Source organism: Gilliamella sp. LMG 34361, assembly GCF_984569075.1.
The window spans coordinates 730,187-743,768 of record NZ_OZ474903.1; the positions used below are offsets into that span (position 1 = coordinate 730,187).

Here is a 13,582-nt window from a genome sequence, read left to right on the forward strand (position 1 = left end):
GGGTTAGGTTTCAACTTTGTTTATAATGTTAACTTTAACAATAAAATAAATATGTAAGGATATTCTATGAATAAAACAGAACTTGTAGATGCTATCGCTAGTAAAGCTGATATTACTAAAGTTGCCGCTAAAACAGCGTTAGAAGCAACTCTTGCTGCTATCACTGAATCACTAAAAGCTGGTGAGCCGGTTCAACTAGTTGGTTTTGGTACATTTAAAGTTAATGCTCGTAAAGCTCGTACTGGTCGTAATCCAAAAACTGGTAAAGAAATTAAAATTGCAGCAAGTAAAGTACCAGCTTTCGTTTCGGGTAAAAGCTTAAAAGAAGCAATCAAATAATATTATTGCTTTCTATAAGGGAACTCTTTAAGACCATAGCTAGTAAGTTATGGTCTTATTGTATTAAACAAGACTTTTTTGAATCTGATTTTAATCTGTAATTTTTAAAACTATTTTTTATCGTCTAAACCGTTAATTTAGCGAATTTAGCATTTAATTGATTAGCCAAATCTTGCGGTGATATTTCGATTTCTAACCCTCTTTTACCACCAGAAATCACCATGGTTGCATATTGTTCGGCACTAATATCAATAAGTGTGGGTAATAGTTGTTTTTGCCCTAAGGGACTTATACCACCTACTATATAGCCTGTTCTTTTTTGTGCTAAATGCGGATCGGCTAACTCTACTTTTTTACAAACTAGAATTTTAGCAGTTTGTTTAAGATCTAATGTACAATCGACTGGTAATACACAAACGGCTAAGGTTTTATTGTTACCGTTCATAGTTACAACTAAGGTTTTAAATATTTGACCAGCAATAATATTAAGTTCTAACCCAAGTTTATCTACAGCTTCTTGGCCATAATGGCTTTGATGGCTATCGTGTTGATATTGATGAATGTTGAATTTAATTTTATGCTTTTTAAGCAATCTAATGGCTGGTGTCATGATAGTAAACAATATTATACGTGAGGAATGATTAACCCCTATTAACTGTTTTTAATAGGGATTTATATGATTAAACTAAATTATATATACATTAAAGATTTAATTAAGAGATGAGTTGTTGGTTGTTTTGATTATTTTTTGTTAATTCAACATTATTATATACGCTGTATAAGCGGAAGAAGAAGCTATATACAAAGAAACTAAGAAACGTAGATAATACTGAATAAATAAGCATTACAACAATACTATCACCCAGCATTGAAGTAATGAAAAATAGTACCGCATTTATAACCCAACTAATTAAAACCATTAACAAAGGCGCTTTCAATTGTGTTACCGCTAATTTATGGCAATCAGCAAATTTTTGAAAAAATCCTTTTGAATTTGGACGGACTAATGAAGCACAAAAATAATATATAATGACACTTAAAAATAACCCAATTGTCGCACCTAATAATATTAATAAAAAGGAGGTTGCTCGTGATGGTAAGATAAAACCGATAATTGCAAAAATTAAAGAAACCACAATAGTTATTACAATTACTATAATAGAATAAATACAGGAAAAACCTAAAAGATTTAAAAATGCAGGTAATAGTCGTTCTAATACTAATTTCAGATCAAATTTATCACTAGCTGATAAATTATAAATAACACCAATCATTACTGAAGAAATTAAGATATATACAATAAACAAAAGAAGTAATACTCCAAATACTGCACTAACTGTAGATGGATCGCCGTAATATATCAAACTTGGTGTAACGGTTGCTGAACCTAAAATAAGATAATAGGTTAATAGTGAACTAGTTAACGCAATTACTACGCTAGAGATAGCAATTGTTGTGAATCGATTACGAATAAAGTTAACTGTTTGTTCAAAAGTAGTTGAAAATGATAAATTATTTTGTGAGTTCATCGTTTTTCCTTATGGGTGGTAATACATCTATTACCACGGTATAGAGATTTAATTCAATAGTTATGATTGTAGCAAAGAAATATCGGCAACTTTCAAAAATAAATTTTGTAGTTTCTTTAAAAGCGCCAATCGGTTTAGTTTAATTTTTTCGTCATCAACCATAACCATTACTTTTTCAAAAAATGTATCAATAGGTGCTTTAAGTGATGCTAATTCAATTAAGGCATCTTGATATCTACCTTCAGAAAAGTAAGGTGCTAACTTGTCTGTCAATATTGCTATTTGCATGGCTAGATCGCCTTCAGCACCCGCTTCAAGAATTGAAGCATTAATATTTTCAGGGATAGCGTTTTCGATTTTAGACAAAATATTTGATACACGTTTATTCGCTTCGGCTAACGAAGATGCTTCAGGTAACGTTCTAAAATGTGTTACTGCATTAACGCGTTTATCAAAATCTGCAGGCTTGGTTGGATTGATTGCCAAAACTGCCTGAATGGTATCTATTGCAAATCCTTTTTCTTGATACCATGCTCGGAATCGACCTTGCATAAAGTTAACAATGTCTTGAACGACATTGTTGTTGGTTAATTTGTCACCATATAATGATGCGGCAAAATTTGCTAGCTCAACTAAATCAAGGGGTAAGCTTTTTTCAACAATAATACGTAATATGCCAATAGCTGCACGGCGAAGTGCAAATGGGTCTTTATCACCTTTAGGGTGTTGGCCAATACCAAAAATACCCGCCAATGTATCCATTTTTTCAGCAATAGATACCGCGCTAGACACAGCAGTACTCGGTAATTCATCACCAGAAAAACGTGGTTTATATTGCTCTTCAATAGCGGTAGCAACTTCAATCGTTTCACCATCTTTAATCGCTATATAACGACCAATAATACCTTGCGTTTCAGGAAATTCAAATACTGTATTGGTAACTAAATCACATTTAGTTAGTTTCCCTGCTCGTTTTGCTTGTTCAATGTCAGCATCAATTTTTTCAGCAGTAAAGCCTGATAAGGCCTCAATACGAAGCGCTTTGTCTTTGACTGTACCAAGTTGTTGTTGGAATAGAACCGTTTCAAGGCGAGGAAGGCGATCTTCCAAACGTTGTTTTAAGTCTGTTTTATAAAAGAATTCGGCATCAGCTAAGCGTGGACGAACCACTTTTTCATTACCAGAAATAACTATTTGTGGATCTTTTGATTCGATATTGGCAACAAAAATGAAGTTTGGTAACAGTTTTCCTTGTTTATCATAAACAGGGAAATATTTTTGATCACCTTTCATGGTATAGACCAATGATTCAGCTGGAACTTCTAAAAATCTCTCTTCAAATTTTGCTGTTAACACTACAGGCCATTCAACTAATGATGAAACTTCTTCAAGTAAGCTTTCGGTTAAGTCTGCTTTACCATTAAGTTTAGCAGCTGCTTCTTCAGCTTGCTGTTTAATGATGGATTTTCGCTTGTCATAGTCAGCGACGACTTTACCACGCTGCTCAAGAATTTCTGGATATTGATCCGCATTATCAATAGTAAATTGTTGCTCACCCATAAAGCGGTGACCACGAATGATTCGGTTTGATTGAATATCTAAAATGATACCAGGTACTAGCTCATCACCATATAACATGGTTACTGTATGGCTAGGACGAATAAATTCAACTTGACGAGCAGCCCAGCGCATTGGTTTAGGGATCGGTAATTTATTTAAAGCATTTTTAACCATATCACAAAGTAAATTGACAACAGGTTGACCTTTTTGATTATGAGTATAAGATAACCATTCGCCTTTATCGGTTTGAATTCGTTCTGCTTGTGATATATCAATCCCACAACCACGAGCCCAACCTTCTGCTGCTTTTGTCGGACTACCATTTGCATCGAATGCTGCACTTACTGCTGGTCCCCGTTTAACAATTTGGCTATCTGGTTGAGTGTCATTCAAATTTAGAACTTTTAAAGCTAAACGGCGTGGTGATGCGTACCAAAGCACTTCACCATGTTCCAAATTAGCATTATCAAGTTGTTCAATAAAATTAGCTGCAAAGCTTTCAGCCAAAGTGCGGAGTGATTTCGGTGGTAACTCTTCAGTACCGATTTCTACTAGAAATGTTTTTTGCATAATATATCAATTCCTACTTTGATGCATTTTGGTTAGAACTTGAATTTTGGCACATTGGAAAACCAAGCGCTTCACGAGATGCGTAATATGCTTCAGCTACCATTTTGGTTAATGTTCTGATACGCAATATATAACGTTGTCGTTCAGTTACTGAAATCGCTTTGCGGGCATCAAGTAAATTAAAACAGTGAGCTGCTTTTAAAATACGTTCATAAGCAGGTAGTGGTAGAGGTTTTTCTAATTCAAGTAGCATTTTGGCTTCTTTTTCATGTTGTTCAAAACAATAAAATAAGAAATCAATATTAGCGTATTCGAAATTATAGGTGGATTGTTCAACTTCATTTTGGTGGAAGACATCACCATAAGTGGTCTTACCAAAGGCTCCATCACTCCAGATTAAATCATAAACGCTATCTACACCTTGTATATACATAGCAAGGCGTTCTAAACCATAAGTGATCTCACCTGTAACAGGTTTACATTCAAGACCACCAACTTGTTGGAAATAGGTAAATTGGGTAACTTCCATACCGTTTAACCAAACTTCCCAACCTAATCCCCATGCACCTAAAGTTGGATTTTCCCAATTATCTTCTACAAAACGTATATCATTAATTGTCGGATCAAGACCAAGCTCTTTTAATGATCCTAAGTAAAGTTCTTGGATGTTGTCTGGCGATGGTTTTAAGATAACTTGAAATTGGTAATAATGTTGTAACCTATTAGGGTTTTCACCATAACGACCATCAGTAGGGCGACGAGATGGTTGAACGTAAGCGGCATTAATTGGTTCTGGACCAAGTGCTCTTAAACAGGTCATTGGATGAGAAGTACCTGCACCGACTTCCATATCTAATGGCTGAATCACTGTACAACCTTGATTAGCCCAATAATCTTGTAACGTAAGTATTAACCCCTGAAAGGTTTTGACATTAAACTTTTGCATGATGTTATCTTTGTGGTTGAATTAATTTTTTCTACAAATTAAATAGTGATACATTTTATACTTTTTCTTGGTGCTTGTGAAATGTCTAATTACTTTATATTGATTAAGCCACATTAGATAGTTTCATTTTGCATCTTTACCCATTTGTAGGTATAGTTAAGTTATCTATATTGCTTGGTAATAAATCATAAATAAAAAGGCCATGTCTATTTATCAAAAACTGTTGATTATTTTATTTATTGGATTAATCAATACACATTTTGTGTATGCTAATGACAATCAACAATTGGAGTCATTGCGTCGTTCAATTGAAGAACAAGAAAAGCGTTTAGCTGAACAAACAAAAGAACGAACTCAATTGATCAATGATCTTAAAGACCAAGAAACTGAAATTGCAAATTTACTTACATCGATTGAAAAAAATGGTCTTATCCTAAAAAAGCTAGATGGGGAAATTACCAATTTAATCAAACAAATTAATGAACTAACCATTAAGCAACAGCAACAACAAAATGAATTATCAAAACAGTTAGAAAGTGCGTTTAAATTAGGAAAGAATACTACCTTTAAGCTGATCTTTGCTAGCGAACAAAGTGAGCGTAATGAACGCCTTATTACTTATTTTCGTTATATCAATGAAGCAAGACAACAACAAATAAATAAGCTTCGTGAAACTCAATTACAACTTAATGAAAAGAAAAACGCTTTGCTAAAAAAGCAAACTACTCAAAAAAACTTACATAATAAGCAAAAACAAGAGCAAATAGCTTTAGAAAAAAATCATCAAAAACGTCAAAAAACTATCAATTCTCTTGAATCATCAATGCAAAAGAATCAGCAAAAATTAGCTCAGCTTAAAGATAATGAAGCAAAATTACAGGCTAAAATTGCGCAAGCAGAAAGAGAAAGTCGTCGAATAGCTGAAGAAGAAGCAAGACAAGCTAAAAATATTGAAGAAAAACAAAAGAACACAAATTATACCCTTAACGCGGATGAACGAGCATTAATGGCTCGAGTTAGTGGTGTCGGCAAACCACAACATCAATTTGTTTGGCCTGTAAATGGCACTGTTGCTCATCGATTTGGGGAGGCTTTACAAGGCGAACTTCGTTGGAAGGGAATGGTAATTAATGCCAAAGATGGTACGCAAGTTAAAGCCATTACTGATGGGCGGGTTATTCTTGCCAGTTGGCTGCAAGGTTATGGATTTGTAGTCGCTCTTGAGCATGGTAAAGGCGATATGAGTTTATATGGCTATAACCAACGAGTTTTAGTTGAAGTCGGTAATAACGTTCAAACCAATCAGCCAATTGCAATTGTTGGTTCAAGCGGTGGTCAAAATACGCCTGGGCTTTACTTTGAAATTCGTCGAGATGGTAAAGCATTAGATCCAAGCGGCTGGTTAAAATGATAAAACACCTGTTAAAAGTAGGAGTATTATTTTTACTATTTAACACTAATAGTGTATTAGCAGCAAAATTAGCATTAGTCATTGATGATTTTGGTTATCGCCAGCGTAATGAAGAACAAATTATTTCATTCTCACCCAACATCACTATTGCCGTTTTACCTCATTCACCTAACGCTAGAAGGATTGCAACTATTGCCCATGAACACGGTAATGATGTGATTATTCACTTACCTATGGCTCCTTTGGGAAAACAACCTTTAGAGAAAGATACTCTATTTCCCTATATGAGTGAATTGGAAGTCAAAAGAATCATTGATGAGGCGGTCTCCCGTGTGCCATATTCTATTGGGGTTAATAATCATATGGGCAGTATGATGACCTCAAATTTGAATGGTATGCTTAATGTGATGAAGGCGTTGAGCCACTATTCAATCTTTTTCTTAGATAGTAAAACGATAGGTAAGACCCAAGTAAAAAACGCAGCAAGTGAATACAATATAGCGGTTATTGGACGCGATGTATTTTTAGATGATCAGCAAAAAGAATATGCTATCGCTCAGCAGTTTGATTTAGCAGTAAAAATTGCCCAAAAAAATGGTTATTCGATTGCTATTGGCCACCCTCATCCACAAACAGTTAATGTTTTACGTTCAAAATTAGCTAATTTACCTGAGGATATTGAATTAGTAAAGGTTAGTCAATTGATTACATCACTTCCAACTAAAACTAAACTTAAACCGACATTTAAAGATATATTTGAAAAATATAAAAAACGATTAACAGATCTATCAAATGTTAATCCTATTGAGCAACAGTAGTTATTGTTTTTCAAGTGTTCGATGACGAATTTGAACTTGTTTATTTTTTGCTTTAAAAAATTTGGCCAATTGTTCAGCAATAAAAACTGAGCGATGTTGCCCACCGGTACAACCAATGGCAATAGTTAAATAGCTACGATTGTTTTGTTCTAACATTGGTAACCATTGTTGTAAATAATTGGCTGTTTGATAAATAAAATTAGTAACTTCATCGTGTTTTAACAAAAAGTTTTTAACTGGTTCATCTAATCCAGTTAATGATCGTAAAGTGATGTCCCAGTGTGGGTTAGGTAAAAATCTTACATCAAATACAAAATCAGCATCGACAGGTAAACCATGCTTAAAGCCAAATGATTCGAAAATCATGGTCAATTCACGTTCCTTCTTTCCTAAAATTCGGGAACGAAGAATATTGGATAACTCATGAACGGAGAGGTTATCGGTATTTATCATTAAACTTGCGTGAGACTTTAAGGGCTCTAAATATTTTTCTTCAAGATCGATGGCTTCTTCTAATGAATATTTTTGATTGGTAAGCGGATGTATTCTTCTCGTTTCGCTATAACGTCGGATAAGTGTATTTCGACTGCAATCAAAGAAGATTATTTCTGGAGTAACTGAGCAAGGTAATCGCTGCAATATATCATGCTCAAAATTAAAATTAGCTGGTAAATTGCGAATATCAACACTAACCGCAACGGGCGTATTGTTATTTTTTAATGATTCTGCAAGTTGTGGTAATAAAGCGACGGGAATATTATCAACACAATAAAAACCCATGTCTTCAAGTGCACGTAATGCAATTGATTTTCCTGAACCGGAGCGACCACTCACTATCAACAATATCACAATTTTGACTCCAAAATAACTGATGCACTAGTATATACTGTTTAGGTAAACATGTGCAATTCATGAAAAGAAACAATAAGCTAAATAAATTAACTAATAGTCGGTTTTTATTTTAGCTATTAACTGTTTTAAAGCCTGTCCACGATGAGAAATTTGACTTTTATGCTCTTTAGTTAGCTCGGCTGCACTGCAATTAAGCTCAGGAACATAGAATAAAGGGTCATAGCCAAAACCACCACTTCCATGCGGTTCATTCAAAATTAATCCATTCCATTTACCTAAACAGATGATTGGTGTTGGATCATTTTCGTGTCGCATAAAAGCGAGTGCACAATAAAAGTGAGCAGTTCTTTTTTCTTTAGGTACATCTTTTAATTCAAACAGTAACTTTTCATTATTGCTTTTATCATTACCATGTTCCCCAGCATAACGAGCCGAGTAGATACCAGGTTGACCGTTGAGGGCTTGAACAACTAAACCTGAATCATCTGCTATTGCTGGTAATTGAGTCACTTTTGCCGTATGTCTTGCTTTTAAGATGGCATTTTCAATAAATGTTAAACCAGTTTCTTCGACATCAGGAACATTGAAGGAATTTTGGGCTACAACATCAAATCCAGCGTTGGCTAAAAGCGTTTGTAATTCACTGACTTTGCCTTGGTTATTCGTGGCTAAAACAATTTTTTGCATTTTATGACTCCATGACATTTCTTTTATATCGTAATTAGTAAATCGAATATTGCAAGTAGATATGCACTCAAATTTTAAAAATCAGGTTCACAACAAAACGTCATACTTTCATCTGTTTTAGGATGATTTATTGTTAGGTGTTGAGCATGTAACAATAACCTTTTTGACATCGAAAAAGCTTCTGGATGAGCATAAAATTTATCTCCTAAAATGGGATGACCAATAGCTTGCATATGTACTCTTAGTTGATGGGAGCGTCCTGTAAACGGAAACAATGCAAGCCGAGTGGTATTATCATTATTGCGGGAAATAACTTGATAATGAGTTAATGCATATTTGCCATTTTGGTGATCTACCATCTGCCTTGGACGATTAGGCCAATCACAAATTAATGGTAATTCGACTTGACCGGTGTCGTCTTTCATATGACCATGAACTACAGCAATATACGTTTTTTTAGGTATACGCTCTCTAAATTGTTTTTTAATTTCTCTATCTGCTAATTTTGATAAAGCAGCAACCATAATGCCACTCGTTGCCATATCTAGACGATGGACAGATTCAACATAACTATATTTTTGTTGCAAACGGTGAATAATACTATCGATAAATTGCGGTTTATTTCCTGAAACAGACAAAATACCGGGCTGTTTGTTGACCACAACAATATGATCATCTTGATATAAAATAGTTAACCAAGGATCAATCGGGGGATGATATTCCAAAAGCATTTATGTGTGTTAATTTGTAAAATTAAATTACCACACATTCTAGCAAACTCGGCAAAAAGTGCCAGCTGAAATAGGTTTATTTACTCCAGATTGACTTTTTATTAGATGGAAACAATTGGCAAAATAGTATGGTTAAACTAACAAAAAGATAGCAAGCAAAAATGATGATCATCCATTGCGACATTTCAATAGTTAAAAACGACCAAATTTTCTCTGAACAAGAACCATAAGCATTAAACATACTTGGTAACCATTCATTCAATGGTAACCAAGATGGAAATTGGACATTGATAGCGCAAGTATCACTTAAATTTGGCTCAAATTGCAAATGGGCATGGAAAATTGCCAATCCTAAACCTTTAAGTGCACTAAATAACCAGATTAATATGCCAGCTAATCGAAGTATTAATTTATTTGGTGCTATAAGTCCAACGATGCTACCAAACATAATACCGTAAATGGCACAACGTTGATAAATACATAAAGTGCAAGGTGCTAGGCCTAAACCATGTTGAAAATAAAGGGCAGTTAATTCAAAAATTGCGGTGGAAAGGAACAATAAAAACCAAGCAAGCCTTCCTCGAGAGTATTGATTGAGTAGCGATAACATACTATTTTATTCCTCCATATTCCGCTATAATCATTTTATATTCAGGTTATTAAATAAACCAATCTTATTCTTTTAGCCAGTAGTGTAGTTTATTTTTAAGTAATATAAAACGACTTTTATTTATTAAGGGTGGATCAATCTTTTCTTATGGACTCAAACGTTCAAAAAACAAAATTACAAGTCTCATTTGTCACCATTACCGAAGAAAATGTGGCACAGCGAATTGACAACTTTTTAATAACTTATCTTAAAGGTGTTCCTAAAAGTATGATTTATCGCATACTTAGAAAAGGGGAGGTACGTGTCAATAAAAAACGTATTAAGCCAGAATATAAGTTAGCCATTGGCGATGAAGTTCGAATTCCTCCTATTCGTGTTTCAGAAAAAGCAGTACCTGAAATTTCAAAGAATCTAAATAAAGTTGCTGATTTAGAAAAATCCATTATTTATGAAGATGATGTGCTTTTAGCCATTAATAAACCATCTGGAATTGCCGTACATGGCGGTAGTGGTTTAAGTTTTGGAGTTATTGAAGGGTTAAGAGCGTTAAGACCTGAAGCCAAATTTCTAGAATTAGTGCATCGTATCGATCGTGAAACATCAGGTGTTTTACTTATTGCTAAAAAGCGTTCGGCATTAAAAGCACTACATGAACAACTTCGTTTGAAACAGATGCAAAAAAATTACTTAGCTTTAGTGAAAGGCAATTGGCCTTCTGAATGTAAAGTTGTACAAGCTCCATTATTAAAAAATGTACTTAAAAGTGGTGAACGCATAGTTAAAGTGAATGCCGAAGGTAAGCCATCGGAAACACGATTTAAAGTGGAAGAACGTTTTGGGTTTGCAACCTTAATAAAAGCTAGCCCTGTAACCGGACGAACTCATCAAATTCGTGTACATACTCAATACGTTAATCATCCGATTGCATTTGATGATCGTTATGGTGATAGCCAATTCGATGAGTTGTTAGCTAAAAGCAAACTTAATCGACTTTTTTTACATGCAGCTAACGTAAAATTTATTCATCCTAAAACTTTACAAGAAATGCAATTACATGCCCCAATGGACGATATATTACAAAATTGTTTAACCCAGATTAGAAATGATAAGTATCAACAATGATCAAAATGAGAAGGTAATTGATAATAATGAAAGATCTTAATTTATATTTAATTAGACATGGTCAGACCGAATGGAATATTAAAGATCAGATGCAAGGATCGAAAAATTCGCCTTTGACTGAAAATGGCGTTTTAGGTGCTAAAATAACTGGAAAGTACTTAAAAAACACGCCATTTATGCAAGCCTATTCCAGTCCTCAACAACGCGCGATGGAAACTCGGGATTATATTATTCATGAAAATGACAATGTCATTCCAACTGTTGAGCTTGATAATCTACGAGAAATGGATTTTGGTATTTGGGAAGGTAAACATGTCCCTTTATTAAAAAAAGAAATCCCCGAGTTCACGACATACTTAACTGATCCAGCAAACTTTGATTCATCTATTAATCAAGGTGAAAACTATCTTGATATACTTTCTCGAATGAAAAACGCATTAGACGATATTGTAAAAAATGCACCGCAAGATAATGGTAATATTTTAGTTGTATCACATGGTACTGTTTTACGAATATTGCTTTGTGTTTTAAATGGTGGAGATTGGCGTCGACATCGTGATGAAGATTATTTTCCACGAATGTTAAATACTAGTATTAGTGTGGTTAACTACAAACAAACTGATGATAAGTCAGAAGGTGAATTTTCGGTTAAGTTTTATAATAATGTTGATCATTTAAACAATTAATTACGGTTATTTTTATCATGTTTGCTCGGCTAATATTAATCAAACCATTAGCCGAGTAATCTTTAGATTACTTTTTGCTATAAACATCGTAACGTTTTTGTAATCGTTTTAATTGATTAATTCTTGCATCAATTTTAGAAATTAATATTTGATTACCTTTAGCTTGGACTTTAGCATTGGTTAACAATTTAATTGCATCAGGAAATTGACCTTTAAGCGCAATTAATTCTGCTGTGGCACTCATTTCTTGTGCTCTTGATTTTAATCCACCATAAGCGGTAACCAATAGCTCCCAACCATTAGTATCATCATTGTGGTCAAATGTATAACGATGTAATAAACTTACGGCCTGCTGATATTTGCCAGCTTTTATGTAAGCGTTAGCTAAGTTTATTTGTAAGGCAGTGCTATCCGGTGATCGCTTTAATGCCGTTTGCAAACGAGTAATCGCAGTACTACTATCATTACTGTCTAAATCAATATCGGTCATTAAATCAATATACCAAATATTATCAGGGTCATTATCTAATAACGGTTGTAATTCATTTTTGGCACGTGCTGTATCTTGATTATTGTAATAATTTAGTGCGATGGCGTAGCTCAGTGCTTTTTTACCCCGATCACTATTCAATTTACGATAATCATTAATCAACAGCTGAGCAGTATTATTCTTCCCCATGAGTATTGCTATTCGAGCCTTAGCTAAATAATAGCTTAATGAAGAAGGTATATTTTTTTTAGAATATTGCAAAGATCGATTACGGATATCTGACAAGCGGCTATTAGGTAATGGGTGAGTCATTAAAATTTCTGGTGGTTTACTACTAAAGCGACTTTCATCCGCGAGTTTTTGTAAAAATTCGGAAGAAGCATAAGGATCAAATCCTGCTTTAGCTAATGTTCTTAGCCCAACTCTATCCGCTTCTTGTTCGTTTGATTGAGTAAAACTAATCATACTTTGGGCTGAACTTGCCATGGTGGCTGTTATTCCCGTTATACCTGCTTCTGGATTAGCTAGGGTTAATAGTAATGAACCTAATGCTCCCGCCCATACATAAGGGCTATTTTTGTTTTGGGCCTCCATCGCGCGTGCTAAATGACGTTGCGTAACGTGACTAATTTCGTGAGCCATAACTGAAGCTAATTGACTTTCATTGTCGGTATCCATTATTAATCTAGAATGAATAACAACATTACCACCAAAAAAAGCAAAGGCATTAAGCACATTACTTTCCATCACATAAAAATGGAAGGGGGTTTGTACTGATTCTGACTTAGATACCAATTTTTTACCCAAATCATTAATATATTGATTCAAGACACGATCATTAATGATAGGAGCACTACTACGTAACAAGCGCATATAATAATCACCCATCTCATTTTCTTGTCCGATACTTAATGTGGATGCGGCTGCGGTTCCAATATCAGGTAATTTTATATTATCTGCTGCATAGACAATAGACGCATTTTGCAATAATAGTGATGTCGATAATACTAGCGCGATTGCTTTTTTTAACATACTTATGACTCATAAAAATAAAATTGATAGATAATCATTCTAGCTTAAAAAAAAGACAATATCACTTTGAATTTTTTCAAATTGAGCTATTTATTTGCTACGTAACCTTTTAATTGATTAAATTTAATAAATTAAATAATGACATTATTTGAATGCAGCTTGGTGAATGTGTTTTACGTCAATGTCTTGAATGTATTTT

At 34.1% G+C, this 13,582-nt stretch carries 14 protein-coding genes; 5 read left to right on the top strand and 9 right to left on the bottom strand.

Features of this window, described 5'->3' with window-relative positions; genetic code table 11:
- Window positions 1-66: 66 nt before the first annotated feature.
- Window positions 67-339 carry an HU family DNA-binding protein gene (locus tag AC5LXI_RS03535; RefSeq protein WP_065558407.1) on the top strand — a complete coding sequence of 91 codons (273 nt, stop codon included), beginning with the start codon at window positions 67-69 and terminating at the stop codon, window positions 337-339.
- 124 nt (window positions 340-463) lie between these two features.
- Here AC5LXI_RS03535 and ybaK read toward each other — a convergent pair whose 3' ends face one another.
- The 4 genes from ybaK to glyQ all read right to left on the bottom strand — a co-directional run bounded on the left by ybaK (window position 464) and on the right by glyQ (window position 4,944).
- Window positions 464-949 carry a Cys-tRNA(Pro) deacylase gene (gene ybaK / locus AC5LXI_RS03540; RefSeq protein ID WP_493443551.1) on the bottom strand — a complete coding sequence of 162 codons (486 nt, stop codon included), beginning with the start codon at window positions 947-949 and terminating at the stop codon, window positions 464-466.
- Between the two features lie 103 nt (window positions 950-1,052).
- Entirely contained in the window at window positions 1,053-1,868 is an 816-nt protein-coding gene (locus AC5LXI_RS03545; RefSeq protein ID WP_493443552.1) for a hypothetical protein, read from the bottom strand.
- A 60-nt stretch (window positions 1,869-1,928) separates the two neighbouring features.
- Window positions 1,929-4,001 (bottom strand): glycine--tRNA ligase subunit beta, encoded by a 2,073-nt coding sequence (gene glyS, locus AC5LXI_RS03550; protein WP_493444244.1) that lies wholly within the window; start codon window positions 3,999-4,001, stop codon window positions 1,929-1,931.
- Between the two features lie 10 nt (window positions 4,002-4,011).
- Entirely contained in the window at window positions 4,012-4,944 is a 933-nt protein-coding gene (gene glyQ / locus AC5LXI_RS03555) for a glycine--tRNA ligase subunit alpha (RefSeq protein ID WP_493443553.1), read from the bottom strand.
- Between the two features lie 202 nt (window positions 4,945-5,146).
- On the opposite strand from glyQ, the gene envC reads away from it, so the two are divergent.
- Complete coding sequence (gene envC / locus AC5LXI_RS03560) at window positions 5,147-6,355, top strand: murein hydrolase activator EnvC (RefSeq protein ID WP_493443554.1); 1,209 nt, start codon at window positions 5,147-5,149, stop codon at window positions 6,353-6,355.
- Window positions 6,352-7,173, top strand: coding sequence for a divergent polysaccharide deacetylase family protein (locus AC5LXI_RS03565; protein ID WP_493443555.1), 822 nt, complete (start codon window positions 6,352-6,354; stop codon window positions 7,171-7,173). The genes envC and AC5LXI_RS03565 overlap by 4 nt, the downstream gene beginning before the upstream one ends.
- Here the strand turns inward: AC5LXI_RS03565 and rapZ are convergent, their stop codons facing one another.
- From rapZ to dsbB, 4 genes are all read right to left on the bottom strand, one after another.
- Window positions 7,174-8,022, bottom strand: a complete 849-nt coding sequence (gene rapZ / locus AC5LXI_RS03570) for an RNase adapter RapZ (protein WP_493443556.1) — start codon at window positions 8,020-8,022, stop codon at window positions 7,174-7,176. It lies immediately after the preceding gene.
- 93 nt (window positions 8,023-8,115) lie between these two features.
- Window positions 8,116-8,712 (bottom strand): XTP/dITP diphosphatase, encoded by a 597-nt coding sequence (locus tag AC5LXI_RS03575; RefSeq protein WP_493443557.1) that lies wholly within the window; start codon window positions 8,710-8,712, stop codon window positions 8,116-8,118.
- A gap of 74 nt (window positions 8,713-8,786) precedes the next feature.
- Window positions 8,787-9,443: a bifunctional tRNA pseudouridine(32) synthase/23S rRNA pseudouridine(746) synthase RluA gene (gene rluA, locus AC5LXI_RS03580; protein ID WP_493443558.1), complete on the bottom strand. Its 657-nt coding sequence runs from the start codon at window positions 9,441-9,443 to the stop codon at window positions 8,787-8,789.
- A gap of 76 nt (window positions 9,444-9,519) precedes the next feature.
- Window positions 9,520-10,053 carry a disulfide bond formation protein DsbB gene (gene dsbB / locus AC5LXI_RS03585; RefSeq protein ID WP_493443559.1) on the bottom strand — a complete coding sequence of 178 codons (534 nt, stop codon included), beginning with the start codon at window positions 10,051-10,053 and terminating at the stop codon, window positions 9,520-9,522.
- Between the two features lie 147 nt (window positions 10,054-10,200).
- Here dsbB and rluC point away from each other — a divergent pair, with 147 nt between their 5' ends.
- Both rluC and AC5LXI_RS03595 read left to right on the top strand, forming a co-directional pair.
- Window positions 10,201-11,175 (top strand): 23S rRNA pseudouridine(955/2504/2580) synthase RluC, encoded by a 975-nt coding sequence (rluC, locus tag AC5LXI_RS03590; RefSeq protein ID WP_493443560.1) that lies wholly within the window; start codon window positions 10,201-10,203, stop codon window positions 11,173-11,175.
- A gap of 26 nt (window positions 11,176-11,201) precedes the next feature.
- Complete coding sequence (locus AC5LXI_RS03595) at window positions 11,202-11,861, top strand: histidine phosphatase family protein (protein ID WP_493443561.1); 660 nt, start codon at window positions 11,202-11,204, stop codon at window positions 11,859-11,861.
- Between the two features lie 67 nt (window positions 11,862-11,928).
- On the opposite strand, the gene bepA is transcribed toward AC5LXI_RS03595, so the two are convergent.
- On the bottom strand, window positions 11,929-13,383 hold the full coding sequence (bepA, locus tag AC5LXI_RS03600; RefSeq protein ID WP_493443562.1) for a beta-barrel assembly-enhancing protease: 1,455 nt from the start codon (window positions 13,381-13,383) through the stop codon (window positions 11,929-11,931).
- Between the last annotated feature and the right edge of the window lie 199 nt (window positions 13,384-13,582).

Bases quoted from the DNA above. Each gene is read 5' to 3' on its own strand.
- AC5LXI_RS03535 (WP_065558407.1), top strand. From the start codon at position 67: ATGAATAAAACAGAACTTGTAGATGCTATCGCTAGTAAAGCTGATATT.
- ybaK (WP_493443551.1), bottom strand. From the start codon at position 949: ATGACACCAGCCATTAGATTGCTTAAAAAGCATAAAATTAAATTCAAC.
- AC5LXI_RS03545 (WP_493443552.1), bottom strand. From the start codon at position 1,868: ATGAACTCACAAAATAATTTATCATTTTCAACTACTTTTGAACAAACA.
- glyQ (WP_493443553.1), bottom strand. From the start codon at position 4,944: ATGCAAAAGTTTAATGTCAAAACCTTTCAGGGGTTAATACTTACGTTA.
- envC (WP_493443554.1), top strand. From the start codon at position 5,147: ATGTCTATTTATCAAAAACTGTTGATTATTTTATTTATTGGATTAATC.
- AC5LXI_RS03565 (WP_493443555.1), top strand. From the start codon at position 6,352: ATGATAAAACACCTGTTAAAAGTAGGAGTATTATTTTTACTATTTAAC.
- AC5LXI_RS03575 (WP_493443557.1), bottom strand. From the start codon at position 8,712: ATGCAAAAAATTGTTTTAGCCACGAATAACCAAGGCAAAGTCAGTGAA.
- rluA (WP_493443558.1), bottom strand. From the start codon at position 9,443: ATGCTTTTGGAATATCATCCCCCGATTGATCCTTGGTTAACTATTTTA.
- dsbB (WP_493443559.1), bottom strand. From the start codon at position 10,053: ATGTTATCGCTACTCAATCAATACTCTCGAGGAAGGCTTGCTTGGTTT.
- rluC (WP_493443560.1), top strand. From the start codon at position 10,201: ATGGACTCAAACGTTCAAAAAACAAAATTACAAGTCTCATTTGTCACC.
- AC5LXI_RS03595 (WP_493443561.1), top strand. From the start codon at position 11,202: ATGAAAGATCTTAATTTATATTTAATTAGACATGGTCAGACCGAATGG.
- bepA (WP_493443562.1), bottom strand. From the start codon at position 13,383: ATGTTAAAAAAAGCAATCGCGCTAGTATTATCGACATCACTATTATTG.